Consider the following 24,570-nt stretch of genomic DNA (forward strand, 5'->3'; position numbering starts at 1 on the left):
CGCTTACCCTGCCTTGTAGCCACGGGTTTGCCGACCACCCAAGCCTTTTCGGCGTGTCGGCTCCGCGTGGCAGCCCGAACATGTCGGTGCGCAGGCGTAGAACGAGTCATGGACGTCGTTCCGGGCACGAGGAGAGAGGACGGTCGAGCCAGATGGCAGTCATCGACGATCGCGGCCACGATGAACACGGGCCCTCCGAATACCCCGAAGCCCCCGGCGAGGACTTCGGCCGCCAGCCCCCGCACGACATGGCCGCCGAACAGTCCGTCCTGGGCGGCATGCTGCTGTCCAAGGACGCCATCGCCGACGTGGTGGAGGTGCTGCGCCCCGGCGACTTCTACCGCCCCGCGCACCAGGCCGTCTACGACGCCATCCTCGACCTCTACGGCCGCGGCGAACCCGCCGACCCCGTCACCGTCGCCGCCGCCCTCGACCGCAAGGGCGAACTCAAGCGCATCGGCGGCCCGCCCTACCTCGTCACCCTGACCCAAACGGTGCCCACTGCGGCCAATGCCGGCTACTACGCCGAAATCGTCGCCGAGAAGGCCATCCTGCGCCGCCTGGTCGAAGCCGGCACCCGCATCGTCCAATACGGCTACGCCGGCGCCGACGGCCAGGACGTGGCCGAAGTCGTGGACCGCGCCCAAGCCGAAATCTACGAGGTCACCGAACGCCGCTCCACCGAGGACTTCGCCCCCCTGGAGGAAATCCTCCAGCCCACCATGGACGAACTCGACTCCATCGCCTCCCGCGGCGGCATCTCCCTCGGCGTCCCAACCGGATTCACCGAACTCGACGAACTCACCAACGGCCTGCACGCCGGCCAGATGATCATCGTCGCGGCCCGACCCGGCGTCGGCAAAGCGCTCGCGTTGGACACTCCGCTGCCGACGCCCACCGGATGGACCACCATGGGCGAGGTCCAGGTCGGTGATGATCTGCTGGACGCACACGGCCGCCCTACCCGTGTAGTGGCCGCAACCGAAGTGATGACCGGTCGCCCGTGCTTCGAGGTCGAATTCTCCGACGGCACAGTGATCGTCGCAGACGAACAGCACCAATGGCTCACCGAGACCAGGGCGTCGCGCCGCTCGGCGCAGCAGGCCGCGTCCGGCAAGAACCGCTACCGCAGCCAGCAGACTTTCGCCGAGGTCCGGACGACCGCCGAGATCGCAACGACCCTTCGTTGCGAAACGGCCGATCGCCGACTCAATCACTCGGTTGTGAATACCGAGCCGCTGAATTTGCCCCAGCGCGAATTGCTCGTGCCGCCCTACACTCTCGGCGCTTGGCTCGGTGACGGTAGTTCCGCCTGCGCTCAATTGACCAGCGCGGACCCCGAAGTCATCCTCCACATCGAAAACGAAGGCATCGTCGCGGTGCACTCCGAGAGTGTGGCGCTGCGGTACAGCCTGCAGCTGCCCACGGAGGAACCCATCGCTCCTCGCGATTGTGTCGTGTGTGGCAAGGAGTTCGTGCCTTGCACGAGCGAAGTGCGCACCTGCGGCCGATCCTGCGGCGGCAAGGCACGTTTCCTGTCGGGTCCGGTCCCCGCTCCGACCTGTTCACACTGCGGTGGCCCATCGATCGGCCTGCGAATGTGCCAGGAATGCCGGAACAGCATCGGATCCGTCCAGGCTCGGCTGCGCACCATCGGTGTCCTGGGGAACAAGCACATTCCGATCGACTATCTGCGCGCCTCGGAAGCACAACGCCGCGCCTTGCTGGCCGGCCTGCTGGATACCGACGGCACCGTCACCAAGGGCGGATCGGTTCAATTCTCGGTGACCAATGCGCGTCTCGTCCGGGATGTCGAAGAACTCATCGTGGGCCTCGGTTACCGCTGCCAGCTGTCCACCAAGCGAGTGCGCGGCCGGACCGAAGATTCCTCGACCGCCTACACACTGACGTTCCAGACCGAGGACGAAGTCTTCGGCCTGAGCCGAAAAGAGCTGCTGCACAAGCAACGTCGTGGCGCAACGAATACCACCCGCTCCGGTTCACGTTTCGTTGTCGACGTCCGCCCGATCCCCAGCGTCCCGGTGCGCTGCGTCGAGGTCTCGAACTCCGAACACCTCTATCTCGCGAGCCGGTCGATGATCCCGACCCACAACTCCACCCTGGGTATGGATTTCATGCGCAGCTGCTCCATCAAGCACGGCCTGGCGAGCGTCATCTTCTCCCTGGAAATGAGCCGCACCGAAATCGTCATGCGTCTCCTATCCGCGGAAGCGAAAATCAAACTGGGCGATATGCGTTCGGGTCGGATGAGCGACGACGACTGGACCAAGCTCGCCCGCCGAATGAGCGAAATCAGCGAAGCGCCTTTGTTTGTGGACGATTCGCCGAACCTCACCATGATGGAGATTCGAGCCAAGGCCCGCCGGCTCAAGCAACGGCACGACCTCCGCCTCGTCGTCGTCGACTACCTCCAGCTGATGACATCGGGCAAAAAGGTCGAATCACGCCAGCAGGAAGTCTCCGAGTTCTCCCGAAGCCTCAAGCTGCTGGCCAAGGAACTCGAGGTGCCCGTGATCGCAATCTCGCAGCTCAACCGTGGTCCCGAGCAACGAACAGACAAACGTCCGATGGTGTCAGATCTTCGCGAATCGGGCAGCCTCGAGCAGGATGCCGACATGGTCATCCTGCTCCACCGACCCGATGCGTTCGAGCGCGACGACCCACGCGGCGGCGAGGCCGACATCATTGTCGGCAAGCATCGAAACGGCCCGACAGCGACGATCACGGTCGCACACCAGCTGCACCTGAGCCGGTTCGTCGATATGGCTCGCGGATAACAACCACCCTCGATATGGCAACGGTGCACCATTCCTTCCGTAAATGATGCACCGGTGTATCCGAGGTGAACTCTCGGAACCGAGATGCCGTTGTCCTGTATATGGTTTCGACTGTGATGTTTACAACAGTGTTGCGGTGATATCTGTTCGTGATATTCATTCAGCGTTCGATCGAACTAGTCGGTCGTTCAGTTGATGAGGAGTTCCAAATGAGCAAGATGCGCGTGCTCGGTGTGGCCGCTGTGGCCACCGGTCTGATCTTCGGTGCGACCGGCGTTGCCAATGCCGCCGATCCGGCGCCGGTGCCGGCCACCGGTTCGTCCGCTGGTTCCGCCGACCTGGTGTCGAAGAACCTGGGCGCGATCCTGAAGTCGCTGTCGACCGGTTCCGCCACCAAGTAATTCTTGGGGGAGCACCGCATGCCCTGTGCGAGGGCGGGCATGCGGTGCTTGGGATTATTTGGCTTGGGCTTTCGCGCCGGTGGGGGCTACGGCGAACCAGGTGCCGCCGACGCCTTGGCCGTTGAGGTCGCCGGGGGTGCGATCCTTCGAGAAGTAGTAGACAGGCCAGCCGCCGATGGTGATCTGGCAGGAGCCGTCGGCGCGTTCGATGAAACTTGTTTTGGCGGGGTCGATTCCGTCGAGGTAGAGGGCTTGACCGCGGGCGACGAGGAGCGGGGGCCAGGTGGTGGCGCAGTCGCCGGCGCAGTTGGAGGCCGAGGGGTTGGCCGTGTCTTTGTCGAAGCGGTAGAGGGAGCGGCCTTCGCGGTCGGTCACGCGCTGGCCGACTTTGGGGTCGGTGACCACTTTGAGCTGGACCGCGTTGACGCCGTCGGGAGCGGTGCCGGTGTAGATCTTGAGCCAGCCTTGGGTGCGGGCGGGGGTCGGCGTCGCGGATGTACCGGGGGCGGTGTCGGCCAGCGCGGGGGTCGCGGTGAGGGTGAGGATGCCGGTGGCGGCCAGGGCGAGGGTCGCGGTGGCGAGGAGGGTTTTGAGTTTCGGCGCGGGGGTCGTCACGGTGGTTGCCTCTCGGGAGCTGCGGGCTGTTGGAGGCAATTGTTCGGTTTTCCGGCCGAAAGTACTGTTCGCGCAGCGACATCCGTTGTGTAAGCGCGCCGACACAAGGCGAGCGTCAGGCTTCGTGCACGCGCACCAGGCGGAGCGGGGCGGGGCGGCCGAAGGGGATGATGCGGGCGGTGCCGGAGACGTAGAGATCGGGCCGGACGCGCGCGGGATGGGTTGCGTGCGCATCGGTTTCGGGCATGTCGACGACGATCCAGGATTGCGCCAGCAGGCAGGCGAAGGCGATGAGCGCCCCGGCGGTCCAGGCGATCGGCCCGTGCAGGCCGAGATGCGCCGAGGACCAGGCGATTCCGAAGGCGAGCAGTGCGCCGGCGGGCGTGATCAGGTACCAGGTGGCGGCGGCGCGGCGGGGCAGCAGCGGGTCGCAGATGGTGAAGCCGAGGCCGAGCCACCAGAACGGGTTGGCGAGTACGGGCGTCCCGGCGAGCCACAGCAGGGTGGGCCAGTCGGGTGGCGGGTGGTGGGCGGTGGACCAGCCGCCGAGCACCGCGTCCATGACCGATAGCGGCATGGCGATGAGCATGGCGGTGACGGCGATGCGTACCTGCCAGATTCGCCATTTCATGATGCGCTCCTCGCTTAGATCTCGGGCCGGCCGGATGCCGCTGGAGGACACCCGGCCGGCCCGTTGCCGGTGGATGGCCGACTAACCGATATTGGCGGAGAGGTCGGGGATCATCCGGTGGGCCTCGTCCTGCCAGTTGTTCCAGGCGTGTATTCCGTATTCGGGGAACGACCAGGCGGCATTACCACCGCCGAGGGTGGCGAGGCGCACTTGGAAGGCGCGCGTGTTGGCGAGGGCCAGTGCTTCCAGGGCCATGCCGTTGACGGTGCCCATATTGGGGCCGTCCATGGCGGTGGGCCGGCCGCTGGCAGCGGCGATGTAGAGCCGGGTGTTGTTGGCGACCAGGTTGGGTGCGAAGACGAAGGGGTCCATGCGCAGCCATTGCGGTCCCCAGGGCGGGGCCATGGAGTCGACGTTGTAGCCGCCGGCGTCGATCATGCCGAGCCGGATGGCTTCGCGCATACCGGGTCCGGAGTTGTTGAGGTAGCCGGAGAAGGAGCCGGCGAAGCTGAACTGGTCGGGATGGTAGGCGGCCAGGGTGAGTGCGGCGCTGCCGCCCATGGAGAGTCCGAACACGCCGTTACGATTTGGGTTGAAGCCCAGCCGATCTCGCAGTGCCCAGCGCAGGTCGCGATTGAGGAAGGTTTCCCAGTCGTACCGGTAGCTCTTGCCGGGTCCGCCGGAGAGCGCGTCGGTGGCGCCGGATCCGGTGTTGGCGGAACCGGTTCCGGGCGGGATGCCGAAGAAGGAGCTGGGCGCGTTCCAGTCGGCGTAGAAGCTGGACTGCCCGCCGACGGGCATCACGACATTGATGTTCCAGCTCGCCAAGGTTTCGGCGATATTGGTTTCGATTTCCCACCCGTTGAGGTCTTCGCGGGCGCGCATACCGTCCAGCGCGTAGACCACGCGGTTGGTATTGCCGTCGGCGGCGCGCATGATCCGGGTCTTGATGGGGCCCATGACCGGTGAGTCGACCCAGAAGTCGAAGGCGGCCGGATTGAACGCGGCCGTGGCGGAGGGCGCGCCGAGCACACTCACCAGGGGCGCCAGCAGCGTCAAGGCCACCAGCAGCACCGTCCGGCGGAGCCTGCCCGGGTTGGGTTGGGTCGAATTCGATCTACCGGGAACCGATCTCATCGCTACCGATCCTTTCGTTCGAGCGGCCGGGTGAGCGGCCGCCGGTACTACGGATCCGGTCCCCGCACCGGACTGACACGTGAGGGCGCGACCGCGGCCGGAAGCCGCTGTCGCGCTTGCTCGAATTCCCTATCGTTCACATCGAGAGTTTTGCTACGTGTTAGCCACAAGAGGTTTCGGTGCCTGGTATCGCCGCTGATCAGGGCAGCCAATGGACCGGTGCGACCTCCTGGAAATGGATGATCGCGTCGAAGGCGGCGGGCAGCGCGGGCACGGTCAAGCGGGCGGCGGCATCCTGGGCGGGGTCGTAGATCCCGCTGACGACGCGCAGGGCCTCGGGTCCGGGGAGCTGCCCGGACAGGTCGCGCAGGTCCGCCCAGAGTGCCGGTAGCGGGAATTCGCCGAGGTAGGACTCGACCAGACCGGTCTGTGGTGCGGGCAGGCGGTGCAGTCCGAGATCGCCGTGATGGAAGGTGACGGCGATGGACGCGTACCGCTCCCCCAGTTCCCGGCGCAGCACGCTGCCCGTGCTCGGGGCGGCCGGGTCGGGTGCGCTGTCGCCGTATCCGGTCGGAGCCGCGGCGGTGTGCGCTATCCCATCCCAGTAAACGATGGGCGAACCGAATCGGCGGTGATCGGCGAGCATCGATTCCGCCCAGGCGGCCTCGTCGGCGGCGAAACTCCCGCGCCCGGCGACGCTCCCCTCGTGGAAGGCGACGATCGAACGCACCCGCCGCAGCACGTCGTCGGGCAGCCCTGGCGCCGCACGCAATACCGCCTCGACCGCACGGGCGCGCGCCGCGAACGATCCACCCGGGTGCATGCCCCGCGCCTGCTGCACATGCTCGTCCACGGTGTGCGCGGAGCGAATCACGGTCAGCGGTGCCCGCACTTCCTCCAGCAGCGCGGGCGCGTGCTCGCCGATCGCCGCGAGCACGCTGTCGTAGTCCGCGACCTGCGCCTGCGCCGGTTTCACCCCGATGATCCGGACCCGATCGCCGGGATGCGCCCGATTGAAGTCGCGGAGCCAGTCCAGCGCCGCCGCCATCTCCCGCGTTCGCCAAGGACCCCAGGCGTTTTCGAGTGCTGCGTCGGCGCTGCCGCCGTCCCGCACGTACTCGTCCAGCCGGACTCCGACGTCCGCGCTGTCCTGCACCGCCAGCACCCGGAACCCGTGCGCCCGGACCAGTTCCCGGAACACCCGGTCCCGGGCGTCGAACGTCTCCCGCGAGAACCGAGTCGTCTCACCGATACCCACCACGGCCGCGCCGGCGACGGATCGAGCCAGCGCCGCCGGGGCGTCCTGATCGAAGGGCCGAATGTCCAGGTCACGAAGTGTCGCAGTCATATCGGCGACGCTACGGCCGCCCGCCCGCGCCGCGCCTCTGTCGAATGACCGGGTTCGCGTCCGCGCGAACGAACCCATCGACCGCACGGTGGGCCGGGGTTACTGTCGCCAGGTGGGTTTCGCGGTATACGTCGATATGGCGGGAGCGGTCGAGATCGTCAGGGCCGCCCGGGACTTCAAATGGTCCTGGGGACCGGACAATGTGCGCGATTTCGCGCGCCGGGCGGGCTGGGGGAAGCCGGAACCGGTCGGCACCATGCGCCGCGGTCCGGTGTTCGCGCGGACCGGGCTCGGGGTGTGGTTCGACTCGGCCATGTTCTGGGGCAGCGGTTACGGCCTGCGCTATGTGCGCGTGACGGTTTCCGACGCGCCGGCCCCGGACGCCTTCGCCCGCGCGGAGCATCTGTCGGCCGCGTTTGCGCAGCTGCGGGACAAGTTCACCCGCCTGTACGGCGAGCCGGAACCGGGTGCGGGCCCGGACGACGGGGTGTCCTGGAATTTCTCGAACCTGATAGTGGGGTTGACCGATGCCGCGGGCACGGTCGATCTGCTGCTGGTGAATCCGATCGAGCAACGGTATTGGATGGAGCGCCGCCACGACGCGGTGCGCCGCCGGGCCGCCCTGGGCGGCTGGGGCCGGGTCGCCGAGGATCTGGCCGCGTTCCTGGAGCGGCTGCCGGTGGACGCGCGCGTGGTGCTGACCGCGCCGGGCGGCCGTTATGTGCAGTTCGCGGTGGACGAGACGGTCTGGCACGCCGAGCTGAGCCGCAGCGAATTCGTCGACCCCACTTGGCGTTACGGCGCGGAGGTGGAGCGGGTGCTGCGCGCGCACGGCTGGTCGGATGCGCCCGACGCGAACTGGTGGCGCACTCTCCCCCGCGGTTCGGGCACGGCGGCGGTAAGCAATTTCGCGCTGCGTTCGGTGGAGGCGCTGCGTTCGCTGGGCGTGGCGGCCGCGACGGATCTGGTGGCGGACGCCTGGGTGGAGGGCGGCGCGGATATCGATATCGCGCCGCTGGGTGTGCCCGCGCATCCGACGTCGCGTTCGCAGCGCGCCGAATTCCTGCGCCAGCACGCCATTTCGGTATTCGATGCCGGCCCGCTGCGGGTGGATATCCCCGCCGGCGTCGAGATCGCCCGCGCCGCCCGCGATTTCGACTGGACCTGGACCCGCGCCGATGTGGATCGTTTCGCGGAGCTGACCGGCTGGCGCTGGGAGGGTGTGGTGCGCGGCCTGACCGGTCCCGGGGTGCGGGAGCAGCGCGGGACCGCGGCGGCGGTGAGCGCCTGGCCGCGCGATCGGATCGTGCGCGCGGTCACCGAGGTGCGGGTGGACGGCGCCCGGGCGCGGTTCTGTTTCGACGGCGATCGGCTGGAGGCGGTGTGCGTGAGCATCAGCGACAGCATCGAATCCGCGCTGTACGAGGACGGTTTGCCGGTGGAGGTGCGGGAGCAGCTGACGGCCGCGCACACCCGGGCGACCGAGGGGCTGCGGGAGGAGTTCGGCATGCCGGTGCACGGCACGCTGTGGCAGGCGCACGGTCCGGTGTGGGCGAACGCCCGGCTGACGCTGGGTTTGGTGGCCGGGCCGGACACGGTCGAGTTGTACATCGTCAATCCGGCCGAGCGCGCCCGCCGGCTGATTCCGGAGCAGCAGCACACCGCGCGCCGGGCGGGCAATCGGGAATGGCGGCAGTTCTTCGACGAACTGGCTTGTCTGGCGGGCGATTTGGCGCCGGGCGGGCATCTGACGGTGGATACGGATCTGGACGGCGGCGCCCGCATCGACCGGGATGTGGAGGGTGTGCGGGTGCGACTGGACGCCGTCGCGGGCAAGGAGCTGCCGCCCCGCGTCACCGAACTCATGACGGCCAATGGCTGGTCGCGCCCGGACAGCGGGAATCCGCATTGGCGGCACGGTATGCGACTACCCGTGCTGTTCCGCGATTTCCGCTACTACGTGGAGTTCGCGCTGTGGCCGCTGTGCACCCGGATGCGTCCCGGCACGGTGCTGCGGGTGTGGCTGGACGGCGCCGATCAGGGCCTGCGCACCCCGTCGACGGGTTCCACCAGCAATGTGTGACCGGGCCCGGGGGCGCGCCTAGAGTCGTGGGGTGAACGAGATCGAGGATGTGCGGATCACCCGGGCGGCTTACGACGAGGTGGCCGAGCTGTACACGGATATGGCCCGCCCGCTGCTGGGTGAGAACCCGTACGATCGCGCGCTGCTCGGTATTTTCGCGGAGCTGAGCGATGACGCGGCGGGTCCGATCGCCGATGTGGGCTGCGGGCCGGGTCGTATCACCGGCTACCTGAACAGCTTGGGCCACAATGTGTTCGGCGTCGATATCTCGCCGGAGATGCTGCGGATCGCGCGCAGTGAGTATCCCGATCTCGTCTTCGAGCTCGGCGCGCTGGAGGAGCTGCCGCTGGCCGACGACTCGCTGGGCGGCCTGGTGGCCTGGTATTCGATCATTCACACTCCGCCGGAGCGGGTGCCCGCCGTGTTCGACGAGTTCGCGCGCGTAATGCGTTCGGGCGCACCGTTGTTGCTGGGTTTCCAGGGTGCGGACACCGCACAGGGGGTGCAGGAGTACGACCACAAGGTCGCCCTCTCGTACAGATGGGCGCCGGATACCCTGGCAGAAGTGTTGGGCGGCAGCGCTTTCCAGGTGCAGTCCCGATTCGCCCGGGTCGCCCGCCCCGACGAGCGCACCCCGCAGGGCGCGCTGATCGCCATCCGGAACTAGTTCAGCCGATCGGCGTCGGTTCCGCCGCCTGCCGTTCGTCGAATTCCGCTCGGGCGGTATCGAGTTCGTCGGCGTGCCGCAATGCCCACTGCCCCATCGCGTGGGTGATCTGGCCCAGTTCCGCGCCCAAGGCGGTGAGCGAGTATTCGACGCGCGGCGGCACGGTCGGGTAGACGGCGCGCCGCACCAGGCCGTTGCGTTCCAGATCGCGCAGGGTGCGGGTGAGCATTTTCTGGGTGATGCCGTCCAGCCGCCGCCGGAGTTCGTTGAACCGCACCGGCTCGCCGCTCGCGCGCAGGACGCCCAGCACCAGCATCACCCATTTGTCGGCGAGCACGGCAAGGGTGTCCCGCGCCGGGCAGCGCTGAAGGTAGCTCTCGACCAGATTCGGGGATTTCGCCCAGTCGGAGACAGTATCCATCGGGTACCTCGGGATCGTAATAGTGCCTTCTTCCCTCCGGATACTACCGAGCGCAGGATCGAAGCCATGAAAGCGATCAGTCAGCGCAGCGTCGGTGGACCGGATGTACTCGAGACCGTGGAGCTGCCCGTGCCGCGCCCCGCACCGGGCGAGGTGCTGGTGCGGGTGGCCGCCACCTCGGTGAACGCGGCGGATTGGAAATTGCGGGCGGGGCTCATCGACAAGCTGGGCGCACCGCCTTTCACGCTGGGATTCGATGTGTCCGGGGTGGTTTCGGAGCCGGGTCCGGGTGTGACGGAGTTCGCGGCGGGCGACGAGGTGTACGGGATGGTGCTCGGGCGGTCCGGCGCGTACGCGGAATACGTGGTGGCACAGGCGGATCACCTCGCGCCGAAGCCGCGGACGCTGCCGCACACCGCAGCGGCCGCGCTGCCCACGGCCGCGCTCACGGCCTGGCAGGCGCTCGCGGAACTGACCGCGGGGCAGCGGATTTTGGTGCACGCGGCGGCGGGCGGTGTCGGTCACCTGGCGGTGCAGCTCGCCAAGGCGCGCGGCGCTCATGTCATCGCGACCGCCCGCGCGGTCAATCACGACTTCCTGTCCGGCCTGGGCGCGGACGAGCTGATCGACTACACCACAACGGCTTTCGACTCGGTGCTCACCGATATGGATGTGGTGTTCGACCTGGTCGGCGACGATTACGCGCCCCGCTCCCTCACCGTCCTGCGCCCGGACGGCCGCCTCATCGACGCCCAGGGCGAGGAACCCCTCGACGACCCCCGCTATTTCCGCCACTACGTCACCCCGTCCGGCGCGGATCTGCGCGAGATCGCCGCCCTCGCCGACGCCGGCCGCCTGCGTCCCGCGGTCACCCGCGTCTTCCCGCTGTCGGAGGTGGCGGCGGCGCACGAGCTCGGCGAATCCGGCCGGGTCCGTGGCAAGCTCGTGCTGGTCCCCTGGGCCGCCTGACGCGCACCTGCGCCTTCCTGCCCACCGGGACACTTGATGCATCACCGTCCGCGGCGCGCTTAGCGTCGGGCGGGGCGGACTATTCAGGGAGTTGCGGTGACGGACTGGAACGAAGAAGTCGATGTGCTGGTCGCAGGCTCGGGCGGCGGCATGGCCGGGGCGTACACGGCCGCGCGCGAGGATTTGACGGTGCTGCTGGTGGAGGCGACCGAGAAGTTCGGCGGCACCACCTCGTACTCCAATGGCGGCGGCATGTGGTTCCCGGCCAATCCGGTGCTGCGTCGCGAAGGCGTGGACGACACCGTCGAGGACGCGCTGGAGTACTTCCGGGCCGTGGTCGGCGATCGCACCCCCGCCGAGCTGCAGGAGACCTTCATCCGCAACGGCGCGAAGGTGATCGAGTACCTGGAGCAGGATTCCGATCTCGCCTTCCAGATGTTCCCGTGGCCGGACTATTTCGGTAAGGCGCCCAAGGCGCGGCTGGACGGCAAGCGGCATATCGTGCCCAAGCCGTTGCGGCCCGGCAAGCTGGGCGAGCTGAGCGAATCGGTGCGCGGCCCGCTGGGCACCGACCGGCTCGGCGAACCGCAACCGGATCTGCTCATCGGCGGGCGGGCCCTGGTCGGCCGGTTCCTGCTGGCAATGGCCAAGTACCCCAATGCTTCCGTGCGTTTGAACACCCCGCTGGTGGAGCTGGTGGTCGAGGACGGCGCGGTGACCGGCGCGATCGTCGAGGACAACGGGGTGCGCAAGGCGGTGCGCGCGCGTAAGGGCGTGCTGCTGGCAGCGGGCGGTTTCGAGGGCAACGACGAACTGCGCACTCGTTTCGGCGTGCCGGGTGTCGCGCGAGACACCATGGGGCCGTGGGGGAATGTGGGCAAGGCCCTGGAGGCGGCGCTGGCGGTCGGCGCGGATACCGATCTGATGGATCAGGCCTGGTGGTCGCCGGGCATGGTGCATCCGGACGGGCGCGCGGCCTTCGCGTTGTGGTTCACCGGCGGCATCTTCGTGAATCAGTCGGGGGTGCGGTTCGTGAACGAGTCAGCGCCGTACGACCGGCTCGGCCGGGATGTCATCGAGGGCCTGAAGGACGGTTCGGTGACGCTCCCGTACTGGATGATCTACGACGACACCGAGGGCACGGTGCCGCCGGTGAAGGCCGCGAACGTGCCGGTCGTCGAGACCGAGAAGTACGTGGACGCGGGGCTGTGGCACACCGCCGACACGCTCGAGGAGCTGGCCGCGAAGATCGGCGTTCCGGCCGATGCGCTGGTCGCCACCGTCGCGCGGTTCAACGAGTTCGCGGCCCAGGGCATCGACCCCGATTTCGGCCGCGGTGACGAGGCCTACGATCGCGCCTTCTCCAATGGCGAACCCCCGCTCACCCCGATCGTGAAGGGCCCCTTCCACGCCGCCGCGTTCGGCATCTCCGATCTGGGCACCAAGGGCGGTCTGCGCACCGACACCGCGGCCCGCGTGCTGGACACCTCCGGCACGCCGATTCCCGGTCTCTACGCCGCCGGCAACACCATGGCGGCGGTCAGCGGCACCACCTATCCCGGCGGCGGCAACCCGATCGGCGCTTCGGTGCTGTTCAGCCACCTCGCCGCGCTGGACATGGCGGCGCGCTGACCCCACCCCCGCCCGGGATGACGAGGGGGTGGCCCCCGCGCCGCATAAGGTCGGCGTATGAGCGCACAGCGGAGTTCAGCGGTGCCGGCGCGGGTGCGATACGACGTCGTGGTCGTCGGCGGCGGCCACAACGGGCTGGTGGCGGCGGCGTATCTGGCGCGGGCCGGGCGGTCGGTACTGGTGCTGGAGGCCCGCGACCACACCGGCGGCGCGGCGGTGTCGGAACGGGTGTTCGACGGGGTCGATGCCCGGCTGTCGCGGTACTCGTATCTGGTGAGCCTGCTGCCGCAGCGGATCGTGCGGGAGCTGGGGCTACGGTTCGAGACCCGTAAGCGGCGCATCTCCTCCTACACCCCGGTGGGCGACGGCGGGCTGCTGGTGGACAACGGATCCGAGGCCGCGACCCGGGAGAGTTTCGCGCGGGTCACCGGCTCGGACCGGGATTACGCCGCGTGGCAACGGTTCTACGCCATGACGGGCCGGCTGGCGGAGCGGGTGTTCCCGACGCTGACCGAGCCGCTGCCGACCCGCGCGGAACTGCGTGCGCGCGTGGACGATTCCGTGGCCTGGGACGCGATCGTCGAACGGCCGCTGGGCGAATACGTGGAGGCCGCCTTCGCCGACGACACCGTGCGCGGCGTGGTGCTGACCGATGCGCTGATCGGCACCTTCACCCACGCCCATGATCCGTCGCTGTTGCAGAACCGCTGCTTCCTCTATCACGTGATCGGCGGCGGCACCGGCGACTGGGACGTGCCGGTCGGCGGCATGGGCGCGCTGACCGACGCGCTCGCCGACGCCGCCCGGGCCGCGGGCGCGGAGATCCTGACCGGGTGCGCGGTGACCGGCATCGAAACCGACGGCCGCATCGCGGAAGTCCTTTTCGACGGCGGCGCGGTGGCGGCCGGTCACGTGCTGGTCAATGCCGCGCCCTACGAACTGGCCCGGCTGCTGGGCGACAGCGCGCCGAAACCCGAAGGCGCACAGCTGAAGATCAATATGCTGCTGCACCGGCTGCCCCGGTTGCGGGATGCGAGCATCGATCCGCGCACCGCGTTCGCCGGCACCTTCCATATCGCCGAATCCGCGACCCAGCTGGAACGCGCCTACCGCGAGGCCGCCGCCGGGAACATTCCGTCCGCTCCGCCGTCGGAGATCTACTGCCACACCCTCACCGACCCGTCCATCCTCGCGCCCGACCTGATCGCGCGCGGCATGCACACCCTCACCCTCTTCGGATTGCACACTCCCGCACGTCTTTTCACAAACGATCCACAGGCTGTGAAGAACCGTCTGGTGGATGCGACGCTGGCACAACTGGATTCGGTGCTGGCCGAACCCATCCGCGACTGCCTGGCCGTCGACGAGCACGGCAATCCCTGCCTGGAGGCCCGCACGCCGGTGGAGCTGGAGCAGGAGGTCGGGCTGCCCGGCGGTCATATCTTCCACGCGGACTTGAGCTTTCCGTTCCGCGACGAGGCCGCCGACAGCCCGGCGCAGCGCTGGGGCGTGGCGACCGCGCACGCCAATATCCTGCTGTGCGGGGCGGGCGCGGTGCGCGGCGGCGGGGTCAGCGGCATCGGCGGCCACAATGCGGCCATGGCCCTGCTCAGCGCAGCGACTGGGTGACCCGCCAGAGCCGCCTGGGCAGCTCGCCCTCTTCCAGCGATTGCACATCGCGCAGTTCCCACCCCTGCGCGAGGGTGTTCACCAGATCGCGGGAGAAGAAGTGCACCGCGAACCCGCCGTGCTCGTAGATGTCGTCGCCGAGCGCTTTGCCGGTCCCGTAGTGCGCGTCCTCGGTATTGCGCACCGTGTACACGAACACGCCGCCCGGCCGCAGCACCCGCCGGATCTCCCCCACCAGATCCAGGATTTCGCGGGTGCTGAGGTTCATGCACAGCAGCATGTGCGCGAACACCGCGTCCACGCTGTCGTAGCGCAGCGGAATCGGATGGCGCGCATCGTGTTCGAAGGCGTCCACCCGATCGGCCAGTCCGGCCTGCTCGGCGTTGGCGCGCAACTGCTCCAGTCCGACGGCGCTGAAATCGGTGGCGCGCACGTGAAAGCCCTGGCGCGCCAGGTGAATCGCGTCCCGCCCGTGTCCCGCGCCCAGTTCCAGCACCTCGCGCGCGCCCCGGTCCCGGAACAGCCGCGCGGCGTACACCGCCGCCTCCGACGGTTCGCCCCCGTACATGCCGGGGTGGCTGCGGTAGGTCTGCTGCCAGTGCTGGTGCTGGTCGCCCATACCGAAATGATCGCAGCTAGCCGGGATCCGCGGCAGCGGCCCCGCCGCAGGTGGCGATGCAGCAGCGCACGAATTCGCGGACCGCGGGGTTGCCGTCGGCGCTGCCCGGCCAGGCCACCGCGACCCGGGTGGGGCCGATGCCGCGCACCGGGCGGTAGACCACGCCGGGCCGCGGGTAGTAGCGGGCCGACGATTCCGGCGTGAAGCTCACGCCGTAGCCATTGCCGATGGCGGTGAGCCATTCGTCGGTATTGTGCGCGATGGCCCCGACCACCACGGTTTCGGCGGGGCGCGCGTCGGCGCCCACCCAGAAGTCGCGCCACCAGCCGTTTTCCGGCGGCGAGGCGACGAAGGGCTCATCCCGCAACGCCTCGAACTCGATCTCGGCGCGGTCCGCGAGCCGATGCCCGGCCGGCAGCGCCAGCCAACGCGGTTCGGCGAACAGCACTTCGGTGCGATAGGCGTCCGCCCCGGGGAACGGCAGCCGCACCAGCGCCGCGTCCACTTCCCCGTCGTCCAGCCCGGCCGTGGGATCGGTCCAGCCGAACTGCCGCATATCGACCTGCCAGCCGGGCCGCGCCGCCCGGAACGCCGCCACGATCGCGGGCGTGAATTCGTTTGCCGCACTGGCGATGAACCCGACCCGCAGCACCCGTGCCGCCCGGCTCGCCCCGGCCTTGGTCGCGCGCAGCATGAGATCCCACCCGGCGAGCAGGCCCGGCGCGTGTTCGGCGAAGATCCGGCCCGGTTCGGTCAAGGTCATTCCGGCGGGCGTGCGGGTGAACAATTCCACGCCCAATTGCTGTTCCAGCTGCCGGATCTGCTTGGTGAGGGCGGGCTGGGAGATGTAGAGCCGGGCCGCGGCCCGCGTCAGATGGCCCTCTTCGGCGACCGCCGTGAAGTACCGCAGCAGCCGCGTATCGATGTCCATCCCCCCAGGTTAAGGACGCGGCTAGGAGGTGCGGCGGCCGTCCCCCGCCGACTGTCCCATGATGTCGGCGCAGCAGCGAATGAAGTAGCGCACCACCGGATCCGCCTCGGAGGCGTCCGGCCATACGATGGCCACCCGGGTCGGCCCGATGCCGTGCACCGGCCGGAACACCACGCCCGGGTGCGCGTAGGCGGCGGCGGTGGAGGCGGGGGTGAAGCTCACCCCGAAACCGTTGGCGATGGCCCGCAGCCATTCCTCGGTATTGCGCGCGATGGCCCCGATGATCGCGGTATCGGCCGGTCGCGAGTCCAGGCCCATCCAGTAGTCGCGCCACCAGCCGGTCTCGGCGGGCGAGGCGACATACGGTTCGTCCCACAGTTCCCGGAACGCGATGTCCTCCCGTTCGGCGAGAAAGTGATTGTCCGGCAGGGCGATCCAGCGCGGTTCGGTGAACAGTTCCCGGACGTGATACTCCTGCTGTCCCGGGAACGGCAGCCGCAGCAGCGCCACGTCCACGTCCCCCTCGTCGAGTCCGGCGGTGGGGTCGGTCCAGCCGCCCTGATGGATATCGATCTGCCAGTCCGGGTGCAGCCGGTGGAACACCTGGATGATCTCCGGAATGTAGCCGTCGGCGGCGCTGTTGACGCAGCCCAGCCGCAGCACCCGCGCCGCCCGGCTGGCATCGCTCTTGGTCTCGCGCAGGATCCGGTCCCACGAGGCGAGCAGCCCCGGCACCTCGTCGGCCAGTACCTTGCCCGACGCGGTCAGCGTCCACCCGGCCCGGGAGCGGATGAACAGTTCCACGCCCAGCTGTTGTTCCAGCTGTTTGATCTGCGTGGCGAGCGTGGGTTGCGCTACGTGCAGCCGCTGTGCCGCTCGCGGCAGGTGTTCGGTTTCCGCGACTGCCATGAAAAAGCGCAGCAGTCGCGTGTCGATATCCATGCCACTCAGATTAAGAAGATGGCAACCGGTAGGCACACCCCTGGCTTCACGAGGCGGGATGCCGGCACGGTCGCTCCTTCGATAGGTCCGGCTCCAGCATGACCGAGCGGGCGGGCGGACGCGGGCCGAACGCTCGCGAAATATTCGTTCGCGGTCCGTTCCGCGGGCGGATCGCGGGTGCGCGCTAGGGTGCAATGTGTTGCGAGGAATTAGCTGAACGGCTTCCCGGCCGCCCGCGTGCGGCGCCATCGAGGAGGCGCATGGATACCGACAATTCGACACCGCACCCGCCGCAGCATCGCCGCCCGCCGCGGCCGCTGGCCGGACGCCTGTACGGGGCCACCCGCCGGGCCGCCGGATCGATGGATCGCTGGCTGCGCCGGGTCAGCACCGCGCCGCTGGAGACGCCCGCCGACGAAGCGCCCGAACCGGAGGAGCCGCCGGTCTCGGCGGAGCTGCTGGATCTGCTGCGATACGTGGGGGCGGCGCTGCTGTCCGCCGGTGAGACCACCAATCAGGTGCAGGCCATTCTCGACGATCTCGCGCACCGCTACGACGCCGAGGAAGTGCACTTCTTCGTGCTGCCCACCGGAATATTCGTGCGCGTGCAGGATTCGCGCGGGTCGGCGGTGGATCTGCTGGAGGCCGGCGGGGACACGCTGCGACTGGACCAGATCGCCGACCTGTATCAGCTGATCGCGCAGATCAAACGGGAGGTGCCGCCCCCGACCAGGGCGACCGCGAAACTCGAAGAGATCCTGGCCGCGCCGCCGCCGACGCCGGTGTGGCTGATGCTGCTGGGCAATGTGGTGCTGACCATCGGCCTGGGGCTGATGCTGAACCCGACCGCCAACGCGGTGCCCGGCTATATCGTGATCGGTCTGGTGGTGCAGCTGCTCATCATGGCCGCGGACCGGATGCCGCTGCTGTCCATGGGCCTGCCGGTGGTGGCGGGCGCGGCGGTGACCTTGCTGGCCTTCGGTTTTCCCGATGCGCTGGGCGGCGGGCATCCCTCCCAGCTGCTGGTGCCGGGGGTGTCGACGCTGCTGCCGGGTTCGATGCTCACCAACGGCTCCATCGAACTGGCCACCGGATCGATGGTGGCCGGCGCGAGCCGCACCATCTACGGCATGAACAAGCTGGCCCTGCTGGCGTTCGGCATTCTCATCGGCCTGCAGCTGCTCGGGCCGGGGCAGACCGAGGCGCCGGTGATCGTGCACCAATTGGGCTGGTGGGCGCCGTATCTCGGCGTACTGCTGATCGGCCTCGGGCATTCCTGGCGCTCCAGCGCGCCCCCGAAATCACTGCCCTGGCTGCTGGTGGTGCTGTACGCGGCGTTCGGCGCGCAGAAGATCGGCACCCTGCTCGGCGGCGGCCTGCTCGGTTCGTTCCTGGGCGGCCTGGTGGCGGTGCCGGCCGCATACCTGGTGCAGCGCAATCACAATGCGCCCCCGACCCAGGTGGCGTTCCTGCCCGCCTTCTGGATGCTGGTGCCCGGCGGCATCGGCCTGACCGGGGTCTCGCAGCTGATCACCCAATCCGATCCGAACGGCCTGCACGTGCTGGTCACCACCGCGCTCACGGTGCTGGCCATCGCCATGGGCGTGCTGGTCGGCTCGGGCCTGGCCAAGAAACGCGCGCCGCAGCTGGCGCCCATGCTGGAACAGTGGCTGGGCCCGGACACCGGAAAGCATTCGGCCCGCCGCCACGACCCCGGACACCGCGGCAAGCTGGAATAACAGACACGCCGTACCGGTCTGTGAGCCGGGCACATCCGTCCGCGGGCCCGGCTCGGGTTACGGTTACCCGCGTGTCAGGTAGCGGGGGTTCCCGCCGCCCGCGCGATACTCAGACCAGCCGACATGGGACCGCAGCCGTTCCCACGATCCGAAAGCGCCTATAGGACATGCGAGTCGACGGACGGGAGATTCCCGTCTCCGGCAGCCTGCTGCAGCCGCGGATCCGGCGGACCAGCGACATCTTGCGTGTCGGACTGTCCGCCCTACTGGTGGCTGTGGTCATCGCGGGCTCGCTCATCACCCGCCCGCAGTGGGAGAACCTGGAGAAGTCGGTCTCCGGCATCGTGGGTTTCCTCACGCCGGAACAGTCGAACCTGGTCTACATCATCTACGGCATCGCGATCCTGGCGCTGCCGTTCACGATTCTGGCCCGGTTGATCTGGCGGGGGCAGTGGAAACTGCTGGCCGGGTTCCTGTCCGCCGGGCTGATCGCGGTGCTGCTGTTCTCCATCACCGGCACCGGGTTCAACGCGCCGCGCTGGCATCTGTCGCAACCGCAGCAGGTCAATACCTTCCTGTCGCAGTTCCTCGACGATCCGCGCTGGATCGCCATGCTGGCCGCGGTGCTGACGGTCGCGAGCCCGTGGCTGCCCGCGGGCTGGCGGCGCTGGTGGTGGACGCTGCTGCTGGCCTTCGTGCCGATCCACCTGGTGGTATCGCTGGTGGTGCCGTCGCGGGCCATGCTCGGGCTGGCGGTGGGCTGGTTCGTGGGCGCGGTGATCGTGCTGGTGGTGGGCACCCCGGCGCTGGAGGTGCCGCTGGACGCGGCGGTCCGGGTGCTGGCGCAGCGCGGCTTCCGGGTGACCGCGTTCAAGGTGCTGCGCCCGTCCGCCCGTGGGCCGCTGGTGATTTCGGCCACGACCACCCCCGCGCCCGAATTGGCGGCCGCACCGGAACCGGGCCTGACCTCGAAATTCATTGCCACCCCGGACAACCCGGAGGCGGACGGCGGGAGCGCACGGGAACAGCCGGCGGGGGCGGTGCTGACCGCGGCCGAGAACGGCCGGCGCGACGACGAGCTGATCATCGAGATGTACGGGGCGAATCTGCGCAGCCGCGGTGTGCTGCTGCAGTTCCGGCGCTGGCTGACCATTCGCAAGGGCGAGTATCCGGCGGCGTTCGCGTCCATGCGGCGCGCCGTCGAGCATCGCGCGCTGATGGGTTTCGCCATCGCCGATCTGGGGCTGGCCAGCAACAAACCGCTCACCGTCGCCGCCCTGGATCGCGGCTGGATGCTGTACGCGCACACCGTGCCCCAGGGCCGGCCGCTGGCCGCGAGCGACGGGGAGAAGACGCTCACCAAGGTCTGGCAGGCGCTGCACACCATGCACCAGGCCCAGATCTCGCACGGCGATCTGCGTGCCGAGGAGATCCGGGTGCTCGATGACGACACCGTGCTCTTCGGCGGTTTCGTGCACTCCGAATTCGGTGCGTACCAGGCCCGTTTCGACTCCGATATCGCGCAGCTGCTGCTGTCGGCGGCCGCGCTGTTCGGACCGGAGGTGGCGGTGCGCAATGCCCTGGAGGTGCTGGGCGAGGACCTGGTGCTCGACGCCTCCCGGCGGCTCACCAAGACCGCCATCCCCGCGCAGGTGCGCAAGGCGGTGCCGGACGTGGGCGAGGTCATGAAGGCCACCCGCGACGAGGTGGCGCATCAGACCGGGCAGGACAAGATCGAGGCCGCGCAGATCACCCGGTTCTCGCGCAATCAGATCATCCAGCTGGTGCTGCTGATCGGCCTGGTGTACGTGGCCTACCCGTACATCAGCGCGGTGCCGACCTTCACCTCCGAGCTGCGCAATATCAACTGGTGGTGGGCGCTGCTGGGGCTGACGGTGTCGGCGCTCACCTACGTCGGCGCGGCAATGGCGTTGTGGGCGTGCGCCTCCGAAGCGGTGAAGTTCCGCAACCTGCTGCTCATGCAGGTGGCCAATACCTTCGCCGCGACCACCACCCCGGCCGGTGTGGGCGGTCTGGCATTGAGCGTGCGGTTCCTGCAGCAGGGCGGCCTCGGGGCGGTGCGGGCCACCGCGGCGGTCGCCCTGCAGCAGACCGTGCAGGTCATCACACATCTGGTGCTGCTGCTGTTCTTCAGTGTGGCGGCGGGGGTTTCGACGGATCTGTCGCATTTCGTGCCGAACGCGACCGTGCTCTACCTGGTGGCGGGCGCATTGCTCGGGCTGCTGGGCGCGACCATGTTCATTCCCAAGGTGCGGCGCTGGCTGGTCACCGAGGTGCGGCCGCAGCTGGCCGAAGTGCTGGAGCAGCTCAAGGATCTGGGCCGGCGGCCCGCCCGGCTGGCCATGATCGTCGGCGGCTGCGCCACCACCACGCTCGGCATGGCGCTGGCGCTGTGGGCGAGCATCGAAGCCTTCGGCGGCAGTACGACATTCGTGACCGTCACCATCGTCACCATGATCGGCGGCACGCTGGCCTCCGCGGCGCCCACCCCGGGCGGTGTGGGCGCGGTCGAGGCGGCGCTGATCGGTGGTCTCGCGGCCTTCGGCGTGCCGCCGGGGATCGCGGTGCCGTCGGTGCTGCTCTACCGCGTGCTGACCTGCTGGCTGCCGGTGTTCTGCGGCTGGCCGATCATGCGCTGGCTCACCGCCAAGGACATGATCTAGCGCTCGCTCGCCGCCGACACCCTGCAACAGGTTTCACGAATGCCGGGCGATTGCAGCATGATCGCGGTATGAGATCCCCCTTCTCGCGCAGCGTATTTCTGCGCGGTGCACTCGGAATCGCCACCGCTGCCGTGGGTTTCGCCGGGATCAGCCGCATCGCCACGTCCGGCGCGGCGCCCGGCGCGGGCGCCGCGGGCAGCGCGTCCGGTTCCGGCTCCGGTTCCGGCGGCGGCGATCCGACCTGGCACGAGCTGCGGGTCAGGATGCGCGGCCGGGTGCTGGTCCCCGGCGACTGGCACTATCCGGCGGCCCGGCAGGTCTTCAACACCCGCTTCGACGACGACCTGCCGGCAGCCGTCGTGCAGGTCGCGGACGAGAAGGATGTGGCGACCGCGCTGGCGTTCGCGGCCGAGCACGGTCTCACGGTGTCGGCGCGCGCGGGCGGGCATTCCTACGCCGGACTCTCCACCGCGCCCGGCACGCTGGTGATCGACGTCCGGCGGCTGCGCGGGGTGCGCACCGACGGCCAGCAGGCCGTCATCGCACCGGGGCACAACCTCTACGAGGTGTACCGGGAACTCGACGGATCCGGTCGCAGCCTGCCGAGCGGCTCGTGTCCCGGGGTCGGTCTCGCGGGTCTCACGCTGGGCGGCGGACTCGGCATCGAATCGCGCGCCTACGGCCTCACCTGCGATCGGCTCACCGCCGCCACCCTGGTGCTGCCCGACGGCACCGTCACCGAGGTATCGGCCACCTCCCGCCCGGAGCTGTTCTGGGGGCTGCGCGGCGGCGGACCGGGGCTGGGCATCGTCACCTCGATGACCTTCGACACCATCCCGGCGACGGCGAAAGACGTGGTGCGCCTGGCCTTCCCGGGCGATGCCGCGGAACGCGTCATCACGGGCTGGCAGGATTGGCTGCGCACCGCCGCCCGCGATCGGTGGGCCCAGGTCAGTGTGGATGCCGACGGCTCGGGCGGCCTGACCTGCTGGATGCTGCTGGTCTGCCCGGCGGGCACCGGCGAAACCGTCACGGCCGAGCTGTCGGAGGCCATCGGCCAGCCGCCCGCCGAGACCGACTCCCGCACGCTCGGCCACCTGGACACCGTCATGTACCTGGCGGGCGGCACCATCGAGCCGCCGCGCTGCGAATTCACCAACGGCTCCGATATCGTCGCCGCGCTCACGCCCGAGGTCATCGGCCGGGTACTGGAGGCCGTCACCCGGTTCTCCAGCGTCGGCGGCACCGGCTGGGTGCAGCTCAACACCCTCGACGGCGCCGTCCGGGACCTGTCCCCCACGGCGACCGCGTTCCCGTGGCGCGCGCATGCCGCCCTGGTGGAATGGGGCGCCTACGAACCGATTCCGCGCGCCGCCGCGGTGGCCTGGATCGCCGACGCCCATGCCACGCTCGCCGCCGATACGGCCGGGGCGTACGTCAACTACCTGGAGCCCGGCGATCCGCTGTCGCGCTATTTCGGCGGCAATCACCAGCGGCTGGCCGAGCTCCGCGGCCGGGTGGATCCGGACAACCGGATCCGCTCGGTACTGCGATCAAGCTGAATACTGCTTGCGCAGTTCGAATTTCACGACCTTGCCGCTGGGATTGCGGGGCAGTTCGGAGACGATGACGAGATCCTTGGGGTGCTTGTAGCGCGCCAGGGAATCGTTGAGGAACGGCTCGAGCTCTTCCAGCGTCAGGTCCGCGCCCTCGACCAGCGCGACCACCGCGACCGGCACCTCGCCCCACTTCTCGTGCGGCCGTGCGATGACCGCGGCCTCGTGGATCTTGGGGTGCGCGAACAGCACGTTCTCGACCTCGGCGCAGTAGATGTTCTCGCCGCCGGAGATGATCATGTCCTTCTTCCGGTCCACCACCCAGACGAAGCCCTCCTCGTCCTGCTTGACCAGGTCGCCGGAGTGGAACCAGCCGCCCGCGAAGGCTTCCGCGGTGGCCTCGGGCTTGTTCCAGTAGCCCGCCATCAGCGTCGGGCCCCGGTACACGATCTCGCCAACCTCGCCCGGGGCGACATCGTTCATCTCGTCGTCGACCACCCGGGCCTGAATGGTCGGGATGGGCTTGCCGACCGAACCCAGCTTGCGCAGCGCGTCCTTGCCCTCCAGCACGCAGGTGATCGGCGACATCTCGGTCTGCCCGAACACGGCCACGTTCGAGGCGTCCGGGAAGCATTCGGCCATCGCGCGCAGCACCGAATCCGATGCCGGGGCCGCACCCCACGACAGGCCGCGCAGGGCCAGCTTGCGCTCCTTCAGCGTCGGGTCCTCGCAGATGAGCTGCCACTGGGCGGGCACGCAGAACGCGGTGGTGGCCTGTTCGGCCTCGATGGCGTCCAGGAACGCGGTGGCGTTGAACGCGCCCAGCGGATGCAGCACGGTCTTGCCGCCGAGCAGGAAATACGGGGTGAGACTGCCCAATCCGGCGATGTGGAACAGCGGCGAGGTGCAGAAGCCGACCGAGTCGGGGGTGACCTCGAGCGCGCGGATGCAGGTCAGCGCCTGGGCGTTCATGTTCGCGTGGGACAGCACCGCGCCCTTGGGGCTGCCGGTGGTGCCGGAGGTGTACATGATCAGGCAGGGAGTGTCTTCGGGAATGTCCAGCGGCGCATGGGGTTCGCCGGCCTCGGCGAGGAAGTCGTCGTAACCGATGGCGCCGTCGCCGGTTTCGCCGTTGATCACCACGATGGTGTCCAGGCCCGGCGCCTGCGCCGCCACCCCGGCCGCCAAGGGCCGCAGCACGCTGTCTGTGACGATGGCCTTGCCCCCGGAATCGGACACGATGTACGCGACCTCGGGCGGGGTGAGCCGGAAGTTCACCGGGACCGCGATGGCGCCGAGGGCGTTGATGCCCATGACGGCCTCGATGTACTCGGTGTAGTTGAGCGCCAGGATGAGCACCCGATCGCCGAACCCGACCCCGCGGCGGGCCAGCGCGTCGGCGAACTTCTCCGACCGCTCGTGCAGTTGCTTCCAGCTGGTGTCCACGCCCTGGAAACGGAAGGCGACCTGGTCGGGGCGCATGGCCGCGTGGGTCGCGACTTGGTTGACCCAGTGATTGCGCCGCGACCGGATCGGCTCGTCGAGTGACTGGAATGCGGCGGTCATGCTGTGTCCTCCCAAAAGGATCGATGCTGATCGAGCGTGAGAATACTCGCTAACTTCTTGGCGTGACAAGGGTTACAGAGAAGGTTTCAGTGAGAAATTCTCACTCATTCATTCAGCAGGTCAGAGCGGCTGTTCCGATCTTCTTGCCCGTCCGTGTCTCACTGGTTTATCCCCAGGCAACCTGCAACGACAGGGTGATAGC

19 protein-coding genes are annotated in these 24,570 nt (G+C 68.9%); 10 read left to right on the forward strand and 9 right to left on the reverse strand.

All coding sequences use genetic code 11. The features are described 5' to 3' along the window. The first annotated feature begins 152 nt into the window (after positions 1-152). Entirely contained in the window at positions 153-2,798 is a 2,646-nt protein-coding gene (gene dnaB, locus NY1_RS29745; protein ID WP_067720449.1) for a replicative DNA helicase, read from the forward strand. Positions 2,799-3,007: 209 nt separating this feature from the next. Further along, positions 3,008-3,199, forward strand: coding sequence for a hypothetical protein (locus NY1_RS29750; RefSeq protein ID WP_067720450.1), 192 nt, complete (start codon positions 3,008-3,010; stop codon positions 3,197-3,199). Between the two features lie 54 nt (positions 3,200-3,253). Here NY1_RS29750 and NY1_RS29755 read toward each other — a convergent pair whose 3' ends face one another. From NY1_RS29755 to NY1_RS29770, 4 genes are all read right to left on the reverse strand, one after another. Beyond that, on the reverse strand, positions 3,254-3,814 hold the full coding sequence (locus NY1_RS29755) for a hypothetical protein (RefSeq protein WP_067720451.1): 561 nt from the start codon (positions 3,812-3,814) through the stop codon (positions 3,254-3,256). 115 nt (positions 3,815-3,929) lie between these two features. Next, positions 3,930-4,445, reverse strand: a complete 516-nt coding sequence (locus tag NY1_RS43190) for a hypothetical protein (protein ID WP_067720452.1) — start codon at positions 4,443-4,445, stop codon at positions 3,930-3,932. Positions 4,446-4,526: 81 nt separating this feature from the next. Then, entirely contained in the window at positions 4,527-5,582 is a 1,056-nt protein-coding gene (locus NY1_RS29765) for an alpha/beta hydrolase (protein ID WP_084535579.1), read from the reverse strand. A 199-nt stretch (positions 5,583-5,781) separates the two neighbouring features. After that, the gene (locus NY1_RS29770) at positions 5,782-6,930 is read right to left on the reverse strand and encodes an erythromycin esterase family protein (RefSeq protein ID WP_169815421.1); all 1,149 of its coding nucleotides are present in this window, start codon (positions 6,928-6,930) and stop codon (positions 5,782-5,784) included. Between the two features lie 112 nt (positions 6,931-7,042). Here NY1_RS29770 and NY1_RS29775 point away from each other — a divergent pair, with 112 nt between their 5' ends. Next, positions 7,043-9,013, forward strand: a complete 1,971-nt coding sequence (locus NY1_RS29775) for a DUF6301 family protein (RefSeq protein ID WP_157762551.1) — start codon at positions 7,043-7,045, stop codon at positions 9,011-9,013. Positions 9,014-9,044: 31 nt separating this feature from the next. After that, positions 9,045-9,680: a class I SAM-dependent methyltransferase gene (locus tag NY1_RS29780; RefSeq protein ID WP_067720455.1), complete on the forward strand. Its 636-nt coding sequence runs from the start codon at positions 9,045-9,047 to the stop codon at positions 9,678-9,680. Between the two features lies 1 nt (position 9,681). On the opposite strand, the gene NY1_RS45195 is transcribed toward NY1_RS29780, so the two are convergent. Beyond that, a complete protein-coding gene (locus NY1_RS45195; RefSeq protein ID WP_067720456.1) occupies positions 9,682-10,101 on the reverse strand; it encodes a winged helix-turn-helix transcriptional regulator in 420 nt (139 codons plus the stop codon). A 66-nt stretch (positions 10,102-10,167) separates the two neighbouring features. Here NY1_RS45195 and NY1_RS29790 point away from each other — a divergent pair, with 66 nt between their 5' ends. The 3 genes from NY1_RS29790 to NY1_RS29800 all read left to right on the forward strand — a co-directional run bounded on the left by NY1_RS29790 (position 10,168) and on the right by NY1_RS29800 (position 14,331). Next, a complete protein-coding gene (locus tag NY1_RS29790) occupies positions 10,168-11,070 on the forward strand; it encodes an NADP-dependent oxidoreductase (protein ID WP_067720457.1) in 903 nt (300 codons plus the stop codon). 96 nt (positions 11,071-11,166) lie between these two features. Continuing rightward, on the forward strand, positions 11,167-12,702 hold the full coding sequence (locus NY1_RS29795; RefSeq protein WP_067720458.1) for an FAD-binding protein: 1,536 nt from the start codon (positions 11,167-11,169) through the stop codon (positions 12,700-12,702). A 57-nt stretch (positions 12,703-12,759) separates the two neighbouring features. Next, positions 12,760-14,331, forward strand: coding sequence for a phytoene desaturase family protein (locus tag NY1_RS29800; RefSeq protein WP_218028467.1), 1,572 nt, complete (start codon positions 12,760-12,762; stop codon positions 14,329-14,331). Here the strand turns inward: NY1_RS29800 and NY1_RS29805 are convergent. The 3 genes from NY1_RS29805 to NY1_RS29815 are packed head-to-tail and all read right to left on the reverse strand — an operon-like array spanning position 14,312 to position 16,823. Next, complete coding sequence (locus NY1_RS29805) at positions 14,312-14,950, reverse strand: class I SAM-dependent methyltransferase (protein WP_067720460.1); 639 nt, start codon at positions 14,948-14,950, stop codon at positions 14,312-14,314. The genes NY1_RS29800 and NY1_RS29805 overlap by 20 nt on opposite strands. Positions 14,951-14,966: 16 nt before the next feature. Beyond that, a complete protein-coding gene (locus tag NY1_RS29810) occupies positions 14,967-15,881 on the reverse strand; it encodes a LysR family transcriptional regulator (protein WP_067720461.1) in 915 nt (304 codons plus the stop codon). Positions 15,882-15,902: 21 nt separating this feature from the next. Next, complete coding sequence (locus tag NY1_RS29815) at positions 15,903-16,823, reverse strand: LysR family transcriptional regulator (RefSeq protein ID WP_067720462.1); 921 nt, start codon at positions 16,821-16,823, stop codon at positions 15,903-15,905. Positions 16,824-17,083: 260 nt separating this feature from the next. Here NY1_RS29815 and NY1_RS29820 point away from each other — a divergent pair, with 260 nt between their 5' ends. The 3 genes from NY1_RS29820 to NY1_RS29830 all read left to right on the forward strand — a co-directional run bounded on the left by NY1_RS29820 (position 17,084) and on the right by NY1_RS29830 (position 22,808). Then, positions 17,084-18,562 (forward strand): threonine/serine exporter family protein, encoded by a 1,479-nt coding sequence (locus tag NY1_RS29820; RefSeq protein ID WP_067720463.1) that lies wholly within the window; start codon positions 17,084-17,086, stop codon positions 18,560-18,562. 167 nt (positions 18,563-18,729) lie between these two features. Beyond that, positions 18,730-21,246, forward strand: a complete 2,517-nt coding sequence (locus NY1_RS29825; RefSeq protein WP_084535583.1) for a lysylphosphatidylglycerol synthase transmembrane domain-containing protein — start codon at positions 18,730-18,732, stop codon at positions 21,244-21,246. A 68-nt stretch (positions 21,247-21,314) separates the two neighbouring features. Next, positions 21,315-22,808, forward strand: coding sequence for an FAD-binding oxidoreductase (locus NY1_RS29830; protein ID WP_067720464.1), 1,494 nt, complete (start codon positions 21,315-21,317; stop codon positions 22,806-22,808). Here the strand turns inward: NY1_RS29830 and fadD5 are convergent. Continuing rightward, the gene (gene fadD5, locus NY1_RS29835; protein WP_067720465.1) at positions 22,800-24,368 is read right to left on the reverse strand and encodes a fatty-acid--CoA ligase FadD5; all 1,569 of its coding nucleotides are present in this window, start codon (positions 24,366-24,368) and stop codon (positions 22,800-22,802) included. The two genes, NY1_RS29830 and fadD5, sit on opposite strands and share 9 nt — an antisense overlap. Between the last annotated feature and the right edge of the window lie 202 nt (positions 24,369-24,570).

The sequence above is a fragment of the Nocardia yamanashiensis NBRC 100130 genome (genome assembly GCF_001613325.1).
In the GTDB taxonomy this organism is placed as follows: Bacteria; Actinomycetota; Actinomycetes; order Mycobacteriales; family Mycobacteriaceae; genus Nocardia; species Nocardia yamanashiensis.